Genomic DNA, 15007 nt, shown 5'->3' with positions numbered 1-15007 from the left:
CAATAAAGTCCTAGTAAAGCTAGGGCTTTTTTTATTTAATCATTCTCAATATAAGCTATAAGAAGATCTCCAAAAGAAGATGTTGAAAGATTCCCACCTAAATCAGAAGTGTATTTTTTTAGTTTAAAAGTAGAAACTAAAGCTCTTCTAATAATATTTGCCACATCTTGCCATCCAATATATTCAAACATCATGACTCCTGATAATAAAAGGCTAGAGGGATTGGCAAGATTCAAACCAGCGATATCCGGAGCTGTTCCATGAGTTGCTTCAAAAATAGCATGGCCACTTTCATAGTTAATATTTGCTCCAGGTGCGATTCCAATACCTCCAACTTGGGCAGCAAGGGCATCAGAAATATAATCCCCATTTAAATTAAGAGTGGCAACAACCTCAAAATTATCAGGATTAAGGATAATCTGTTGAAGAAAATTATCAGCAATCACATCATCAACATAAATTTTACCTGATTTTAGTGCAATATTTTTCTCTTTTTCAGCCTGTTCAGTGCCTTTTTCTTCTTTTATCTTATCGTATTCTAGTTTTGTAAAAGTTGGATAATTTTTAGCTACCTCATAGCCCCATTTTCTAAATCCTCCTTCTGTAAATTTCATGATATTTCCCTTATGAACAAATGTCACGCGCTTCTTATTCATCTTTATAGCATAATCAAAGGCTGCGCTAACCAGACGTTTGCTTCCATCAGGGCTAACGGGTTTGATTCCAATCGCAGAAGTTTCTGCAAAGCGAATTGAATGGACAGACAGCTCTCTTTCCAAAAAATTTATTAACTTTTTAGATTCTTTTGACGAAGAAGAAAATTCAATTCCTGCATAAATATCCTCTGTATTTTCCCTAAAAATTGTCATATTGACTTTCTTTGGTGCTCTTACAGGAGAGTTTATCCCTGAAAAATATTCTACAGGTCTTACGCAAGCATATAAATCTAGCTTTTGTCTCAAAGTGACATTAATAGAACGAAAACTCTCACCAACTGGAGTCATTAACGGTCCCTTAATTGCGATCAAATTTTCTTTAATCTGCTCAAGTGTTTCATCAGGAAGATATTCACCTCTACTTGCGAAAGCTTCTCCGCCTGCCAATAATTTTTGCCAATCTATTTTCTTTTTTTCGCCAAAGATTTTTAGAACAGCAGCATCAAAAACACGCTTAGCTTGTGGAAAAATATCCTCACCAACACCATCTCCTCTTATGTAACCAATTGTTGGATAATCTGGTACAATTAATTTCCCGTTCTTCATTTCAATTTTCATAATAATTTTCACCTAATTTTTATTTTTTACGAATCACATAAGGCATGATTCCATCATTAGTGTAGTAATCCAAATCTACCTGTGAATCAAAGCGTAAGAGAACTTGAAACTTCTTCTCATCAGCCTGAACTGTGATTTTCTCATGAATTTTAGGATGGCCTGGTAAATCGATAGAAAAAACTTCATCTCCAGTCAATCCAAGACTTTTCGCATTTTGATCATCTAAAAACTGTAAAGGAAGAATCCCCATCATGACAAGATTACTCCGGTGAATACGTTCAAAACTTTCAGCAATTACGGCCTTAACTCCAAGTAATTTTGTTCCCTTAGCTGCCCAGTCCCGACTTGAACCCATTCCATAATCTTTTCCAGCAAGAACAATCAATCCTGCTCCTTTTTCTTTATATTTTTGTGCTACCTCATATATGGGTAAAATTTCATCAGCAAATTTAGAATATCCACCTTCAAGTGGTGCAACAAGTTGATTTTTGATACGAATATTTGCAAAAGTTCCTCGAGTCATCACTTTGTCGTTCCCTCGTCTTGAACCAAAACTATTAAAGTCTTTATAAGTTATTCCTGAATTTCTTAAATAATCGCCAGCAGGTGACTTCAAAGGAATATTACCGGCAGGACTAATATGATCAGTTGTGATAGAATCTCCAAATTTTGCTAAAACCTGCAAATTTGAAAGGATATTTTTATTAGTAGCTACTAATGTCATATCATCAAAATAAGGGGGATTAGAAATATAAGTAGAGTCAGTTTCCCAATTGTAGACTTGACTTTTTTTCGTTTGAATATCGTTCCAAATTGTATTTTCATCAAAAATTTTTGCATAAGTTTTGGCATACAAATCTTTAGTCACATACTTTTGAACTAAATCGTCCACCTCATAAGAAGGAGGTAAAATGTCTTTCAGATATACTTTTTCACCTTTAAGATTCGTACCTAATGGATTTTTAGTTAGATTTTTTCTAACGGAACCAGCTAGTGCATAAGCAACTACTAAAGGGGGGCTTGCAAGATAATTTGCTTTTACCAATGGATGAATTCTTCCTTCAAAATTTCTATTTCCACTTAAAACACTGGTTGCAACTAGTTCCTTGTCAGTAATTTCTTTTTCCATTTCTCTTAAAAGTGGTCCTGAATTACCAATACATGTTGTACAACCATATCCAACTACATTAAATCCTAAAGTTTCAAGATAAGGAAGAAGACCTGCCTTGTCTAGGTAAGAGCTAACGACCTTTGAACCTGGAGCTAATGATGTTTTGACCCAGCTAGGAACTTCAAGACCTTGTTCTACTGCATTTTTTGCGAGTAATCCTGCCATCATCATTACATGGGGATTACTCGTATTGGTACAGCTCGTAATAGCTGCAATAGCAATTTTCCCATCTTCTTCTTTCAATTTTTTTTGTTGTTCAACGAACTTTTCAAAATTATGAGATAAATCTCCTAATTCCAGCATATCTTGCGGACGTGAAGGTCCTGACAGTCGTGTTTCTACTTTTTCTAAATTAATATCAATGACTTTGCTATAGTGTGGTTGGTAACTATCATTATAAAATAGTTTATTTGCCTTTGCATATGCTTCTACTCGCGCAACTATTTCCTCAGAACGATTTGTCGCCCGAAGATACTTCAATGTTTCATTATCAATAGGAAAATATCCACAGGTGGCACCATACTCAGGAGCCATATTTGCAATTGTTGCTCGATCGGCTAAACTTAAATTTTTTAATCCTTCCCCAAAAAATTCAACGAATTTCCCTACCACTTTTTCATCTCGTAAAATTTTCGTGACTGTTAAAGCTAAATCTGTCGCGGTAGCAAATACTCCAAGTTTTCCTGTTAATTTTACCCCTACTACTTCTGGAACAGTTAATGAGCTAGGTTCCCCTAACATTACAGCCTCAGCTTCAATCCCTCCGACTCCCCAACCCAGAACGCCTAAAGCATTAATCATTGTTGTATGACTATCTGTACCAAAAACACTATCTGGATATAAAAGTCCATCATTTTCGCTAATTACTTCGCTTAAATATTCAATATTAACTTGATGAATGATACCTGTTGCTGGAGGAACCACTCTAAAATTATCAAAAGATTGCTCTGCCCATTTTAAAAATTCGTAGCGTTCACGATTACGTTCAAACTCTTTTTTTGAATTTAATAAGAAGGCTTGTTCATTTCCTTGAAAATCTACTTGAACAGAATGGTCAATAACTAAATCTACTGGAATTTCTGGGTTAATTAACTCAGGATTTTTTCCTAATTTGAGCATCGCATCACGCATTGCTGCCAAATCAACAATGGCTGGAACTCCTGTAAAATCTTGAAGAACCACACGACTTGGTAAAAAAACGGTTTCTTGACCGACTTCTCTTTTTAAATAATCTTTAATGGCTTGAATATAAGCTTGATCAATATTTTTATCATTTTTCTGCCTAATCAAACTCTCCAAAAGAACTCTTAAACTATATGGAAAGTCTTCAATTCTCTCAGTCTCACTAATATCAAAATAGTGATACTCTTTATCATTAATTTTTAAAGTTTTCATCTTTCCTCCAATCTTGTATAAGCTTTAGACTCTAAAATACTCTCATAAGCAGGTCTTATGATTTTATTCATATTAATTAATTCTTCCATTCTATGAGCCAACCAACCTACAATTCTAGCGATGGCAAATAAGGGGGTAAATAATTCTTGTGGGATTTCCAGTATTTTATAGACAAAGCCTGAATAAAAGTCAACATTTGGACAAATTGTTTTATAAATTTTTCTATTTTCGGATATCACTTTAGGAGCAAGGAAAGCAACTTTTTCATAAAGTTTAAATTCTTCTTCCAATCCTTTTTCTTTTGCCAGACTTTCAACATAGGATTTAAAAACCTCAAAACGTGGATCACTCACACTATAGATCGCATGGCCAATGCCATAAATCAATCCTTGCTTATCAAAAACTTCTTTATTTAATATTTGATGAAGATATTTTTTTATTTCTTCATCATTATTGTAATCAGAGATATTTTCTTTAATATTTTCTAGCATTTTTGCCGCTTTGATGTTTGCTCCACCATGTTTTGGCCCTTTTAAACTCGAAAGAGCAGCAGCTATCGTAGCATAAGTATCTGTTCCACTGGAAGTAACCACATGAGTCGTAAATGTCGAATTATTCCCTCCGCCATGTTCCATGTGTAGAATTAGAGCAATGTCTAATACTTTTGCTTCCATATCTGAATAATGACAATCTGGTCGTAGCATACGCAAAATATTTTCGGCCGTTGTCAATTCAGGGTCTGGGAAATGAATATAAAGACTTTCTTTCTTAAAATAATGAATATAAGCTTGATAACTATAAATCGCAAGAAGAGGAAAATCTGCAATGAGTGCTAACGACTGCTCTAAGACATTCTCAATTGAAATATCCGAAGCTTTTTTATCATAACTAGCAAGTGCAAGTAGGCAGCGACTCATAGAATTCATTACATCACTTGAAGGATTGGTCAGTATTGTTTCGCGAACAAAAAACTCGGGTAAAGTTCTTTTGCTAGCTAACAGAATTTGAAATTCTTGAAGTTCCTTTGCCGAAGGTAACTCTCCAAATAATAAAAGGTAGGTCATCTCTTCAAAGCCAAAACGATTTTTACTTCTCAAGTCACTAACGATATCTTTAATATTATAGGCTCGATATTCTAAGACACCAGGAATTTGTTTCCCTTCCTTATCAAAAGAATGGATCGCAGATATATTAGTTAATCCTGCTAAAACACCTTTTCCATTAATATCTCTTAAACCTTTTTTAACGTTGTACTTTTTGTAAAATTCACTAGGAATTTGTGAATTTTTAATCATTTTTTCTTCTTTATTCATTAAATTCATAAATACCTCCATCTATTTCATTATTATACACTTTTTATTCCGAAAATTATATATTTTCTGAAAATTAAAATTACTTTTTTTAGAAAATAAAAAATCCTACCATAATGGTAGGGTTAATTTAAAGTTAGTCAATTTCAATCAATAAGTCTTGTGTTTGAATTGCTTCACCTTTGACAACATGAAGGGCAACAATTTCACCATCAAATGGTGCTTCAATGGTCGTTTCCATCTTCATGGCTTCGGTAACCATCAAAGCTTGTCCTTTTTTAACTTTCTCTCCGGCTTTAACTAAAATTTCAAGAACAGAGCCTGGCATAGTTGCTCCAATTTGATTTGGATTACCTGTTTCTGCCTTACGTTTAGCTACAATTTGAGTTTGAACGGATTGGTCATTAATCACAACTTCACGACGCTGACCGTTCAAGTTAAAGAAGAGCACACGATTTCCAGCGAGGTCAGGTTCTCCTATTTCATCTAAACGAATGCTGAGCGTTTTACCTTTTTCAATTTGGACTTCAATTTTTTCGTTGAGACGCATTCCGTGTAAGAAAGTTGGCGTATCAAGTAGTGTGACAGCTCCAAATTCTCTTTGCATTTTTTGATAATCAAGGAAAACTTGTGGATACATAATGTAAGAGATAACTTCATGATCACCTGGTTCATAACCAATTTTTTGTTCCAAGTCAGCTTTTACAGTTGCAAAATCAACTTTTTCGGCATGTAATCCTGGACGATCCGTAATGACTGATTTGTCTTTTACAATAATTTTTTGTAATTCTTCTGGAAAGCCGCCAACAGGCTGACCTAAATCACCACGGAAGAATGAAACTACTGATTCAGGGAAGTTGAGCTCATTTCCTCGCGCATAGACATCTTCTTCAGTCAATTCGTTTTGAATCATAAAGAGTGCCATATCACCAACTACTTTTGATGAAGGAGTTACTTTAATGATATCGCCAAACATCATGTTTACTTTACGATACATTTGTTTGATTTCATCAAAACGATGTCCAAGTCCAACAGCTGCTGCTTGAGATTTCAAGTTAGTATATTGTCCGCCAGGCATTTCATGCATGTAAACTTCAGTTTGTGGGCTCGTAATTCCTGCCTCAAAAGGTGCATAATATTTACGCACATCTTCCCAATAATGGTCAATTTGCTCTGCATTTTTCACATTAATTGAAGCATGACGGGGACCATGTTCAAGGGCATAATAAATTGATTGCATTGAAGGTTGAGAAGTTCCACCAGCAAGACTGGCAGTTGCCACATCAATAATATCTACTCCTGCTTGAGTTGCACCAGAATAGGTAATAATACCATTTCCTGAAGTATCATGTGTATGCAAGTGAATTGGTAAGTCAACCGTATCTTTTAATTCTGAAATCAAGCGATATGCCGCTTGAGGTTTCAACAAGCCCGCCATATCTTTAACGGCAAGTATATGAGCCCCAGTAGCTTCTAACTCTTTTGCCAAATCTTTGTAATATTGGATATTATATTTTGGTCGACTTGGGTCAAGGATATCTCCTGTATAACAAATGGTTGCTTCGGCAATTTTTCCATTGTCACGCACTGCTTGGATTGATTTTTCCATTTGTGGTAACCAGTTGAGGCTATCAAAGATACGGAAGACATCGATTCCTTCATGTGCTGCTACACGGATAAATTCTTCAATAACATTATCAGGATAGTTTTGATATCCAACTGCATTTGAACCACGGAAAAGCATTTGGAACATGGTATTTGGCATGAGTTTACGTAATTTACGTAGACGATACCATGGCGACTCATTCAAGAAACGATAAGCGACATCAAAGGTTGCCCCACCCCACATTTCAGCTGAGAAAAGTTCTGGAAGTCCTTGATCAATGGCTTGAGCAATTCCTTTCATATCTTGCAAACGCAAACGAGTGGCAAGAAGAGACTGGTGAGCATCACGTAAAGTTGTATCTGTCAATAATACTTCTTTTGTATTTTTCACATATTCAACTACCGCATCAGCCCCTTGTTCATCTAAGATATTTTTAGCTGTCTTTTTCTTTTCAATGTTAAGTAGAGGTTGACGAGGTTCTTCAAAATGGCGTTTTTCTGTATTTTCAATCCCTGGGAAACCATTGACTGTAATCATTGATAAGTAGTGCAAGGTCTTTGTTCCACGGTCACGTAAGCGTGGGAAATTGAAAAGACTTGGAGTATTGTCAATAAAGGTTGTTGTTGCTTGTCCGCTCGTAAAGTTTTCATTGGCAATAACATTAATCAAAAATGGAATATTAGTTTTCACCCCACGAATACGGAATTCATGAAGCACACGATCCATTTTACGTACACTATCGCTAAATTCATTAGCAAAGGTACAAACTTTTACTAAAAGCGAGTCAAAATAGGGAGTCACTTCATAACCAGCATAGGCATTTCCAACGTCCAAACGAATGCCGAAACCACCTGGTGAACGGTAGGTATCGATTTTACCTGTATCTGGTAAAAAGCCATTTTGCGGGTCTTCTGTAGTAATTCGACATTGAATGGCTGAGCCCAAAAGTGGTATTTCAGCTTGCGCTAGGAGACCAATTTCTGTATGTAAATCTTTGCCTTGAGCAATCAAAATTTGTGCTTGAACAATATCTACACCTGTAATGAGCTCTGTAATTGTGTGTTCAACTTGAACACGTGGGTTGACTTCGATAAAGTAGAACTTATCATCTTTGACTAAAAATTCAACCGTCCCAGCATTAACATAACCAACATTTTTACAAAGTTTAACTGCTGCTTCACAAATTTCATTACGGAACTCTGGTGAGAGTCCTACGGCTGGGGCAATTTCAATGACTTTTTGATTTCGGCGTTGGACAGAGCAATCACGTTCGTGCAAATGGACAATATTTCCATGACTATCCCCAAGAATTTGAACTTCAATATGCTTAGGATTTTCAATGTATTTTTCAACATAGATTTCTCCAGAACCAAAGGCACCGATAGCTTCTGATTTCGCACGAGCATATCCGTCGTGCATTTCAGCGTCATTACGCGCAACACGCATTCCACGACCGCCGCCGCCCAATGCTGCCTTAATCATGACTGGATATCCGTAAGTTTGAGCAAATTCAAGAGCTCCGTCAATATCTACTGCACCATTTGTTCCAGGAATTCCTGGAACTTGAGCTTCATCAGCCGCGGCTTTTGCTTTGATTTTATCACCAAATATATCCAAGTGATGAAGTTCGGGACCAACAAAAACTAAGCCTGCTGCCCGAACTTTTGTGGCAAATTCAAGATTTTCAGATAAGAGACCATAACCTGGGTGAATGGCATCTGCTCCTGATTCAAGAGCAACACGAATAATATCATCAATATCCAAATAAGCATCAATTGGTTTTTTACCTTGACCGATAAGGTAAGATTCATCTGCTTTAAAGCGATGAACAGAATATTCATCTTCTCTTGCATAGACGGCTACTGTAGAAAGTCCGAGTTCATTACAGGCACGAAAGACACGAACGGCGATTTCTCCACGATTGGCGACGAGTAGTTTTTTCATTTTGACTCCTTAATGAGGCTTGTTTGGAAAGGTAATTATTAATTCCTTTCACTCTTCCATATATTATAAAAATCTTTTATACACTTTTAAACGACTGACATTTGTCAATCGTTTTCATAATTTGGGACACTGCTACTATAGTGATTAGAAAGCTCAGAAACTTCTCGACGTTTCTCATCAGCTGAGATATTCAAGGCAAAAGCAATCCCAAGCGAGAGGACCAAGAAGGAGGAGCCTCCCTGTGATAAGAAGGGGAAAGTTACCCCTGTTTCTGGAATAATCCCAATCGCACCACCAACATTGACAAAAACTTGAATTAGCAATAATCCAGAAACGCCAATCATAATCAGTGAATTAAAGGCACTTTTGGCTTTGATTCCAACGATTAACATTCGGCTTATCAAGAAAAATAGAATTGCTAATATAATTATTCCACCAATAATTCCCAATTCTTCTACTACAATTGGAAAAATAAAGTCGGTTTGAGCTTCTGGTAAAAATCCATTTTTTTGAATCGAATTTCCTAGGCCACGTCCTGTCCAACCGCCATTTACAACAGCGTAGTAGGAATTAGCTAACTGGTGACCTGAATTGGCCAAATCAGTAAAGGGATTAACAAAGGCTTCAAATCGTTTATTGATATAGGCAATTGGTAAAAAACTAGGAATAATATCCCCACCTACAATAAAAAGAAAACCTAGGAAAATGACCATCAGAGATAAAATTAATCTGGAATAGCCAGAATACCAACGCCAAGAAATCCCACTTGCACCGATCATTATCAATGCAACCGCACCAATAATCATAGTATTCCCGAGGTCAGGCATAATAAGGTCGACTAGCAATATTGCAACAACTGGTAATCTCCAACCCCCAAAAAGCTTTTGAGTTAGAGTTTTTCCTTTAAAAATTTCATTAATATCATTTTTTTCAATTTCTTCTTGCTTTGTTGAAAAAACTGACGCTAAATACCAAATAATGAAAACCTTGGCAAATTCTGCCGGCTGTACCGTCCCAATTCCTGGAATATGAATCCAGCCTCTGGCTCCATTAACGGGAGCTGTCAGTGCAAAACTCGAGGGCATTATTCTACAGAAAACTAATGACAGAATTAAAATAACCATAATTATTCCTATCATTTTTCTATTTTTGAGCGCTCTAAGTTTCAGACGGTAAATCACTGCAATCATAATAATACTCAACAGTACAAATGCCGTTTGGTTAATTACCAATTTATAAGGATTTAAGCCTTTTTGCAATTGGTCAGGAACCGTAGTTGAAAATACCATTACTATCCCAATTCCTGCAAGAATTAGGTATGGAATTAATATAGAGTAGTTTAAAAAATTATTCTTATTCAAATTCATTATCTTTTTTTCCTCATTCATATTATTATAGCATGAGTTGAATAATTTATAAAGATATTCAAAGCGACCATAAGTTAATGACCAGCAAGAGAAATTTTTATTATCATTTACTCTATTTTTTTGTATGAGGAAATTTATTAATTTACAGCTCTGTCAGTGACTCTGTTGGATAGTGTCACAAAATTATAATAAATATATTTACTGGTAATCTTTTTAGCTACTATTAAAAGGAATAAAAAGGAGAGATGTCTTTTTTTGCATAAAATACCTCTAATGAAATATTGTTTAGTTTATTATATAATATTATCACAATTCTTAATGACTGTATATACTTAAAACTTATTTTAAACAAAAAAAGCAAGAAATATCTTGCTTTTTAGCCTTCTCGATGAAGTGTAACAATTCGTTCTTTCGGACAAAATTTCATAGTTTCCACTTTTTCTGGATGTGTGGCCTTATTTTTGCTGCTAATATAGTTTTTATTTCCACAAGAACTACAAATTAATGTAATTTTAACTCTCATTCCATAATACTCCGTTTCCGTAAATATTTTCGGAAGTTAATAAATGACCAGATGATATTGACAATGACAAATAGGCTTGTCCCGACAATGGCTGCTCGATAACTAATGTACCCAGCAATGGCTGAACCAACCAAGGGACCGGTGACCATTCCGAGATTTGAGCACATTTGTGCATAAGCAAAAATTCGACTAACTCCTTCTTTTGGCGTAATTTTTGAAAGTAGAGAATTTACTGACGGCATCAAAGCCCCCGTACCAAAACCAAGAAGGAATCTTAAAATTCCAAGTTGTAATGGACTTTGCACAAAAGCCATTGGCAAGTAAATAACAAATGTGAAAACCAAACCAATCAAGATCAATCGATGTGATCCATATTTATCACCTAAACGACCCAAAAAACTTGAGGACATCATTGCTGATAAGCCAACTGCAGAGACAATTAGACCTGAAATAAACATCAGATTATTAGTGCTTGTTGTCAGCGTTTTAATATATAAAGTGACAAATGGTTCAATAGATTGTGAGGTGATTTGAATAATAAATGTTGTAACCAATAAACCAAAAAGAATTTGTTTATTACTTACTTTATTAATAATTTCCCTGCTAGACAACATTTCACCTTTTGCAATCGGCTCAAAGTTTTCATGAACAAAAAAGATAGTCAGTAAAGTTGCTAGTGCTAATAAAGCCCCTACAATCAAAAAGACATTTGCCATTCCAAACCACTCGGCTAATAATCCACCAAGTGATGGCCCAATCAATGTTCCAGAAACCATTGCAGTAGCTAAGGTTCCAAGTGCATAGCCTGATTTATCTTTTGGAGCTTGTGAGGCAATCATGGCAGTCGAGTTAGGAATATAGCCTGAGAAAAATCCCATCAGTAGGCGAAGGCCAAGTAACCACCAAACATTGGGAACAAATGCGATTCCTCCCATGGTCAAAGTCATGACGATACTAGCTCTTACCATCATCACTTTACGACCATGTTCATCAGCTAAACGTCCCCAAATCGGGGCAACAAGACCAGAAGCTAATGCTGGCAAAGAAAAAGCTAACCCTGAGTAAAGTTCAACATTCCCACCACTTACGCCCAATCCTTGTATGTACAAAGGCAAAAAGGGCATCACTAATGAAAATGAAGAGCCTACAAAAAAGCAGCCAATCCATGTTATAAATAAATTCCTTTTCCAATTAACTGTTTTCGTGTGATTCACCCCTATTTCTCTTTGATTATCCTAGCCAATTCTTGCTGGATTTGTTTCTTTAGTGCATCAATGGTTCCAGAATTATCTAAAATTATATCTGCATATTTTTTCTTTTCTGACAATGACATTTGTGAAGAAATTCGTTTTTTAGCTTCTTCTTCTGTAAAGCTATTTCTTGCCATTAATCTTTCAATTTGTAAATTTTCAGGTATCGCAACTAACCAAATTTCATCAAAACCTTCATAATGATATTCTAATAATAATGGAATATCCATAAATATGATTTGATTTACTGACGAATTTTTTGGTTGCGCTTCTGTATCAAAGCTGTTACTGACAGACTTTTCACTGAGCTCTTTTATCAGCTGGTCACGTCTAGCATATAATTCTTTACGAATAATCTCGTCTTGTAAATTCGACAATTTTTGACGTTGATTTGGGTCAGAAAAAACTAAAGCACTCAATTTTGCTCGGTTTAATTTCCCATTTTTGTCAGTAAAATCTGAACCGAAAGTTTCCATTATTGCATTAAAAAGTTTCCCATCAGGTTCTTGCAGCTGACGGACAACTTTGTCAGCATCAATCACTTGATAACCTTCAGAAATCAAAAAATCAACCACCGTTGATTTCCCACTCGCAATTCCGCCTGTTAATCCGATTACCTTTATCATTCATCTATTTTAGCACAAATTTTATTTTTCTTAAACTAAAAATAATAGTTTTTAACTATTATAATTAATTTATAGAAAAAAAGTCTGTCAGTAGAACTGACAGACTTTATATTTTTTAATACTAAGAATTAAATATTTGAAGTGTGCATTACTTCTTCATCATCATTTGAAAGTACTTCATGGAAGACACGTTCAGTTAATTCTTGTTTTTGTTCAGGTGTGAGGTATTTAGTGTTAACACAGTATCCAGAGATACGAACGATAACATCTTCACCACGCATGATTTTATCGTAAACATCTTTAAGGTCCATAACGTTCAAGTTAACGTGTTGACCTGCAAATTCAGTACCGTTAATCAAAGCTCCTGGTGTGAAGTATCCATCAAGAATTTGAACCAAGTTATCTACTTGTTCATCACGAGTTTTACCAAGTGCACGAGGAGAAACTTGAGTAGTTAATGAAATACCGTCATTTGCATCTTTGAATTCCAATTTAGCTAATGAACGAAGATTTTGCAACCATCCACCTTTAGCTTTGTTAGATGGGTTAGCACCTGGTGAGAAGAATTCAAGTTTAGATTTGTTTACTGTACCATCTTCATTGAGGAATACTCCTTTATGAACTGGAGAGTTACCAGTTTGTTTAGAGTAAGCAACGTTAGATGTGATTGTCAAAAGTGAAACAGTAGCTTCAGCATTTTTGTAAAGTTTGTGTGAAGCTAATTTTTCATGATACATTTTCATGACAAGTTTAGCGATATCATCAGCACGGTCATCATCTTCACCATAACGTGGGAAGTCACCTTCTACTTCATAATCGTAGATGTAGCCATTTTCATCACGTAAAGTTTTAACTTTAGCATATTTAATTGCTGAAAGTGAATCAACTGTATTTGCAAAACCACAGATACCAAATCCCATGTTAGCACGAACTTTAGTAGGCAAGAAGGCCATTTGAACTGCTTCATAGTTATATTTGTCAGTCATGTAGTGAATGATATTCATTGCATCAACATAAGTATCAGTTAACCAGTTGAGTGATTTGTCGAAGTTTTCCATAACTGTATCATAGTCAAGAATTTCATCACGAACAGGTTCAATATCGAATACTTTATAATCTTTATGAACGTCATCGTAACCACCGTTCAAACCAGTCAACATTGCTTTCAAGACGTTTACACGCGCACCAAAGTATTGGAGATTATGACGTCCTTCTTCATTTTCTGGGTCAAGTGGTGAGACACAACAAGAGATACATGACATTTCGCCATATCCATCTTTAGCCATTGTTTCAACACCTTCATATTGGATAGATGAGTGTTTGTGACTCATAGACATTGAATAACGTTTGAATGAATATGGAAGTTTAGAGTCCCAAAGAACTGTCAAGTTTGGTTCTGGAGCATTTCCGATTGTATCAAGTGTGTTCAAGAAACGGTAGTCCATTTTAGTGACACGGTGGCGTCCGTCATTACCCATACCAGCCATAGATGTTGTGATGAATGTTGGGTCACCAGAATAAAGTTCATCATATGCAGCAGCACGAGCAAATTTCATTGTACGAAGTTTCAAAACGAAATCATCAACAAATTCTTGGATTTCTTGTTCAGTAAATGTTCCACGAGCAAGGTCACGTTCTGCAAAGATGTCAAGAACGATTGGCACACGTCCAAGTGAAGTTGCAGCACCATTGATAACACGACAAACTGCCATGTATGCAATATTAACCCATTGGATTGCTTCTTTTACGTTCATCGCTGGACGAGAAACGTCAAGACCATACAAAGCACCAAAGTTTACAACTTCTTGCAAAGCTTGGTATTGCATGTTAATTTCTTCTTTAAGACGAATGTTATCATCATTAATTTCAGTGATTGCATCCCATTCTTTTGCTTTTTCCTTCATAAGGTAGTCAGCTCCATAAAGAGCAAGACGTGCATATACCCCGATGATACGACCACGAGAGTATGCATCAGGCAAACCTGTTACAGTGTGAGCGTGACGTGCTTTACGAATTGCTGAAGTATAAGCACGGAAGATTCCATCATTTACAGAAGTCATTGTTTGTGACAAAACATCATGCAAACCTGGGTCAACTGAAAGACCGTGTTCTGTCAAAATCTTTTCAGCAACACGAAGTCCACCTCTTGGCATGAAGTTTAAGCGGAAAAGTTCGCTATTTTGCATCCCATAGATGAGTTCAAGTTCTTTATCATTAGCATCAATATATCCAGCAGGAATTTTATCAATAGAGGTTACGCGGTCAGTATCAAAGGGAAATCCTACTTCTTCGTAGTGATTTTTTGTATCTTCAATAATTTTCTTTACTTTAAGTGTACGTTCTGTTGGCCCAGCAAGAAAGCTTTCGTCACCATCATATGGTTTGTAGTTTTCTTGTACAAAGCGAGTAACGCTTGCTTTATCGCGCCAGTTGGTTCCTTTAAAACCATCCCAAGCTTGTTCAAAGATATTTTCCGTAACTTCGGTTTTCATTTTGAAATCTCCTTTGTTCTTTCTGTTTCAAATTACAACTTCATTATAT

The 15007-nt window shown here is 35.8% G+C and carries 9 protein-coding genes; all 9 read right to left on the bottom strand.

From position 1 onward, the window contains the following. Positions 1-35 precede the first annotated feature (35 nt). Positions 36-1274 (bottom strand): NADP-dependent isocitrate dehydrogenase, encoded by a 1239-nt coding sequence (icd, locus tag KW2_RS03055; RefSeq protein ID WP_021036854.1) that lies wholly within the window; start codon positions 1272-1274, stop codon positions 36-38. Positions 1275-1293: 19 nt separating this feature from the next. Further along, a complete protein-coding gene (gene acnA / locus KW2_RS03050) occupies positions 1294-3840 on the bottom strand; it encodes an aconitate hydratase AcnA (protein WP_021036853.1) in 2547 nt (848 codons plus the stop codon). Next, entirely contained in the window at positions 3837-5162 is a 1326-nt protein-coding gene (locus KW2_RS03045; protein WP_021036852.1) for a citrate/2-methylcitrate synthase, read from the bottom strand. The genes acnA and KW2_RS03045 overlap by 4 nt, the downstream gene beginning before the upstream one ends. Positions 5163-5286: 124 nt before the next feature. After that, positions 5287-8700, bottom strand: coding sequence for a pyruvate carboxylase (locus KW2_RS03040; protein WP_021036851.1), 3414 nt, complete (start codon positions 8698-8700; stop codon positions 5287-5289). A 104-nt stretch (positions 8701-8804) separates the two neighbouring features. Further along, positions 8805-10067 (bottom strand): FtsW/RodA/SpoVE family cell cycle protein, encoded by a 1263-nt coding sequence (locus KW2_RS03035; protein ID WP_021036850.1) that lies wholly within the window; start codon positions 10065-10067, stop codon positions 8805-8807. A gap of 376 nt (positions 10068-10443) precedes the next feature. Continuing rightward, the gene (gene rpmG, locus KW2_RS03030; protein WP_003129585.1) at positions 10444-10590 is read right to left on the bottom strand and encodes a 50S ribosomal protein L33; all 147 of its coding nucleotides are present in this window, start codon (positions 10588-10590) and stop codon (positions 10444-10446) included. Further along, entirely contained in the window at positions 10587-11804 is a 1218-nt protein-coding gene (locus tag KW2_RS03025; RefSeq protein ID WP_021036849.1) for a multidrug efflux MFS transporter, read from the bottom strand. The genes rpmG and KW2_RS03025 overlap by 4 nt, the downstream gene beginning before the upstream one ends. 2 nt (positions 11805-11806) lie before the next feature. After that, positions 11807-12466 (bottom strand): dephospho-CoA kinase, encoded by a 660-nt coding sequence (gene coaE / locus KW2_RS03020; RefSeq protein ID WP_021036848.1) that lies wholly within the window; start codon positions 12464-12466, stop codon positions 11807-11809. Between the two features lie 128 nt (positions 12467-12594). Beyond that, positions 12595-14958, bottom strand: a complete 2364-nt coding sequence (gene pflB, locus KW2_RS03015; RefSeq protein ID WP_021036847.1) for a formate C-acetyltransferase — start codon at positions 14956-14958, stop codon at positions 12595-12597. Between the last annotated feature and the right edge of the window lie 49 nt (positions 14959-15007).

The organism is Lactococcus cremoris subsp. cremoris KW2, from assembly GCF_000468955.1.
GTDB lineage: Bacteria > Bacillota > Bacilli > Lactobacillales > Streptococcaceae > Lactococcus > Lactococcus cremoris.
Note: the sequence above shows the minus strand (reverse complement) of the source record. Positions and strands in the feature narration are given on the sequence as shown.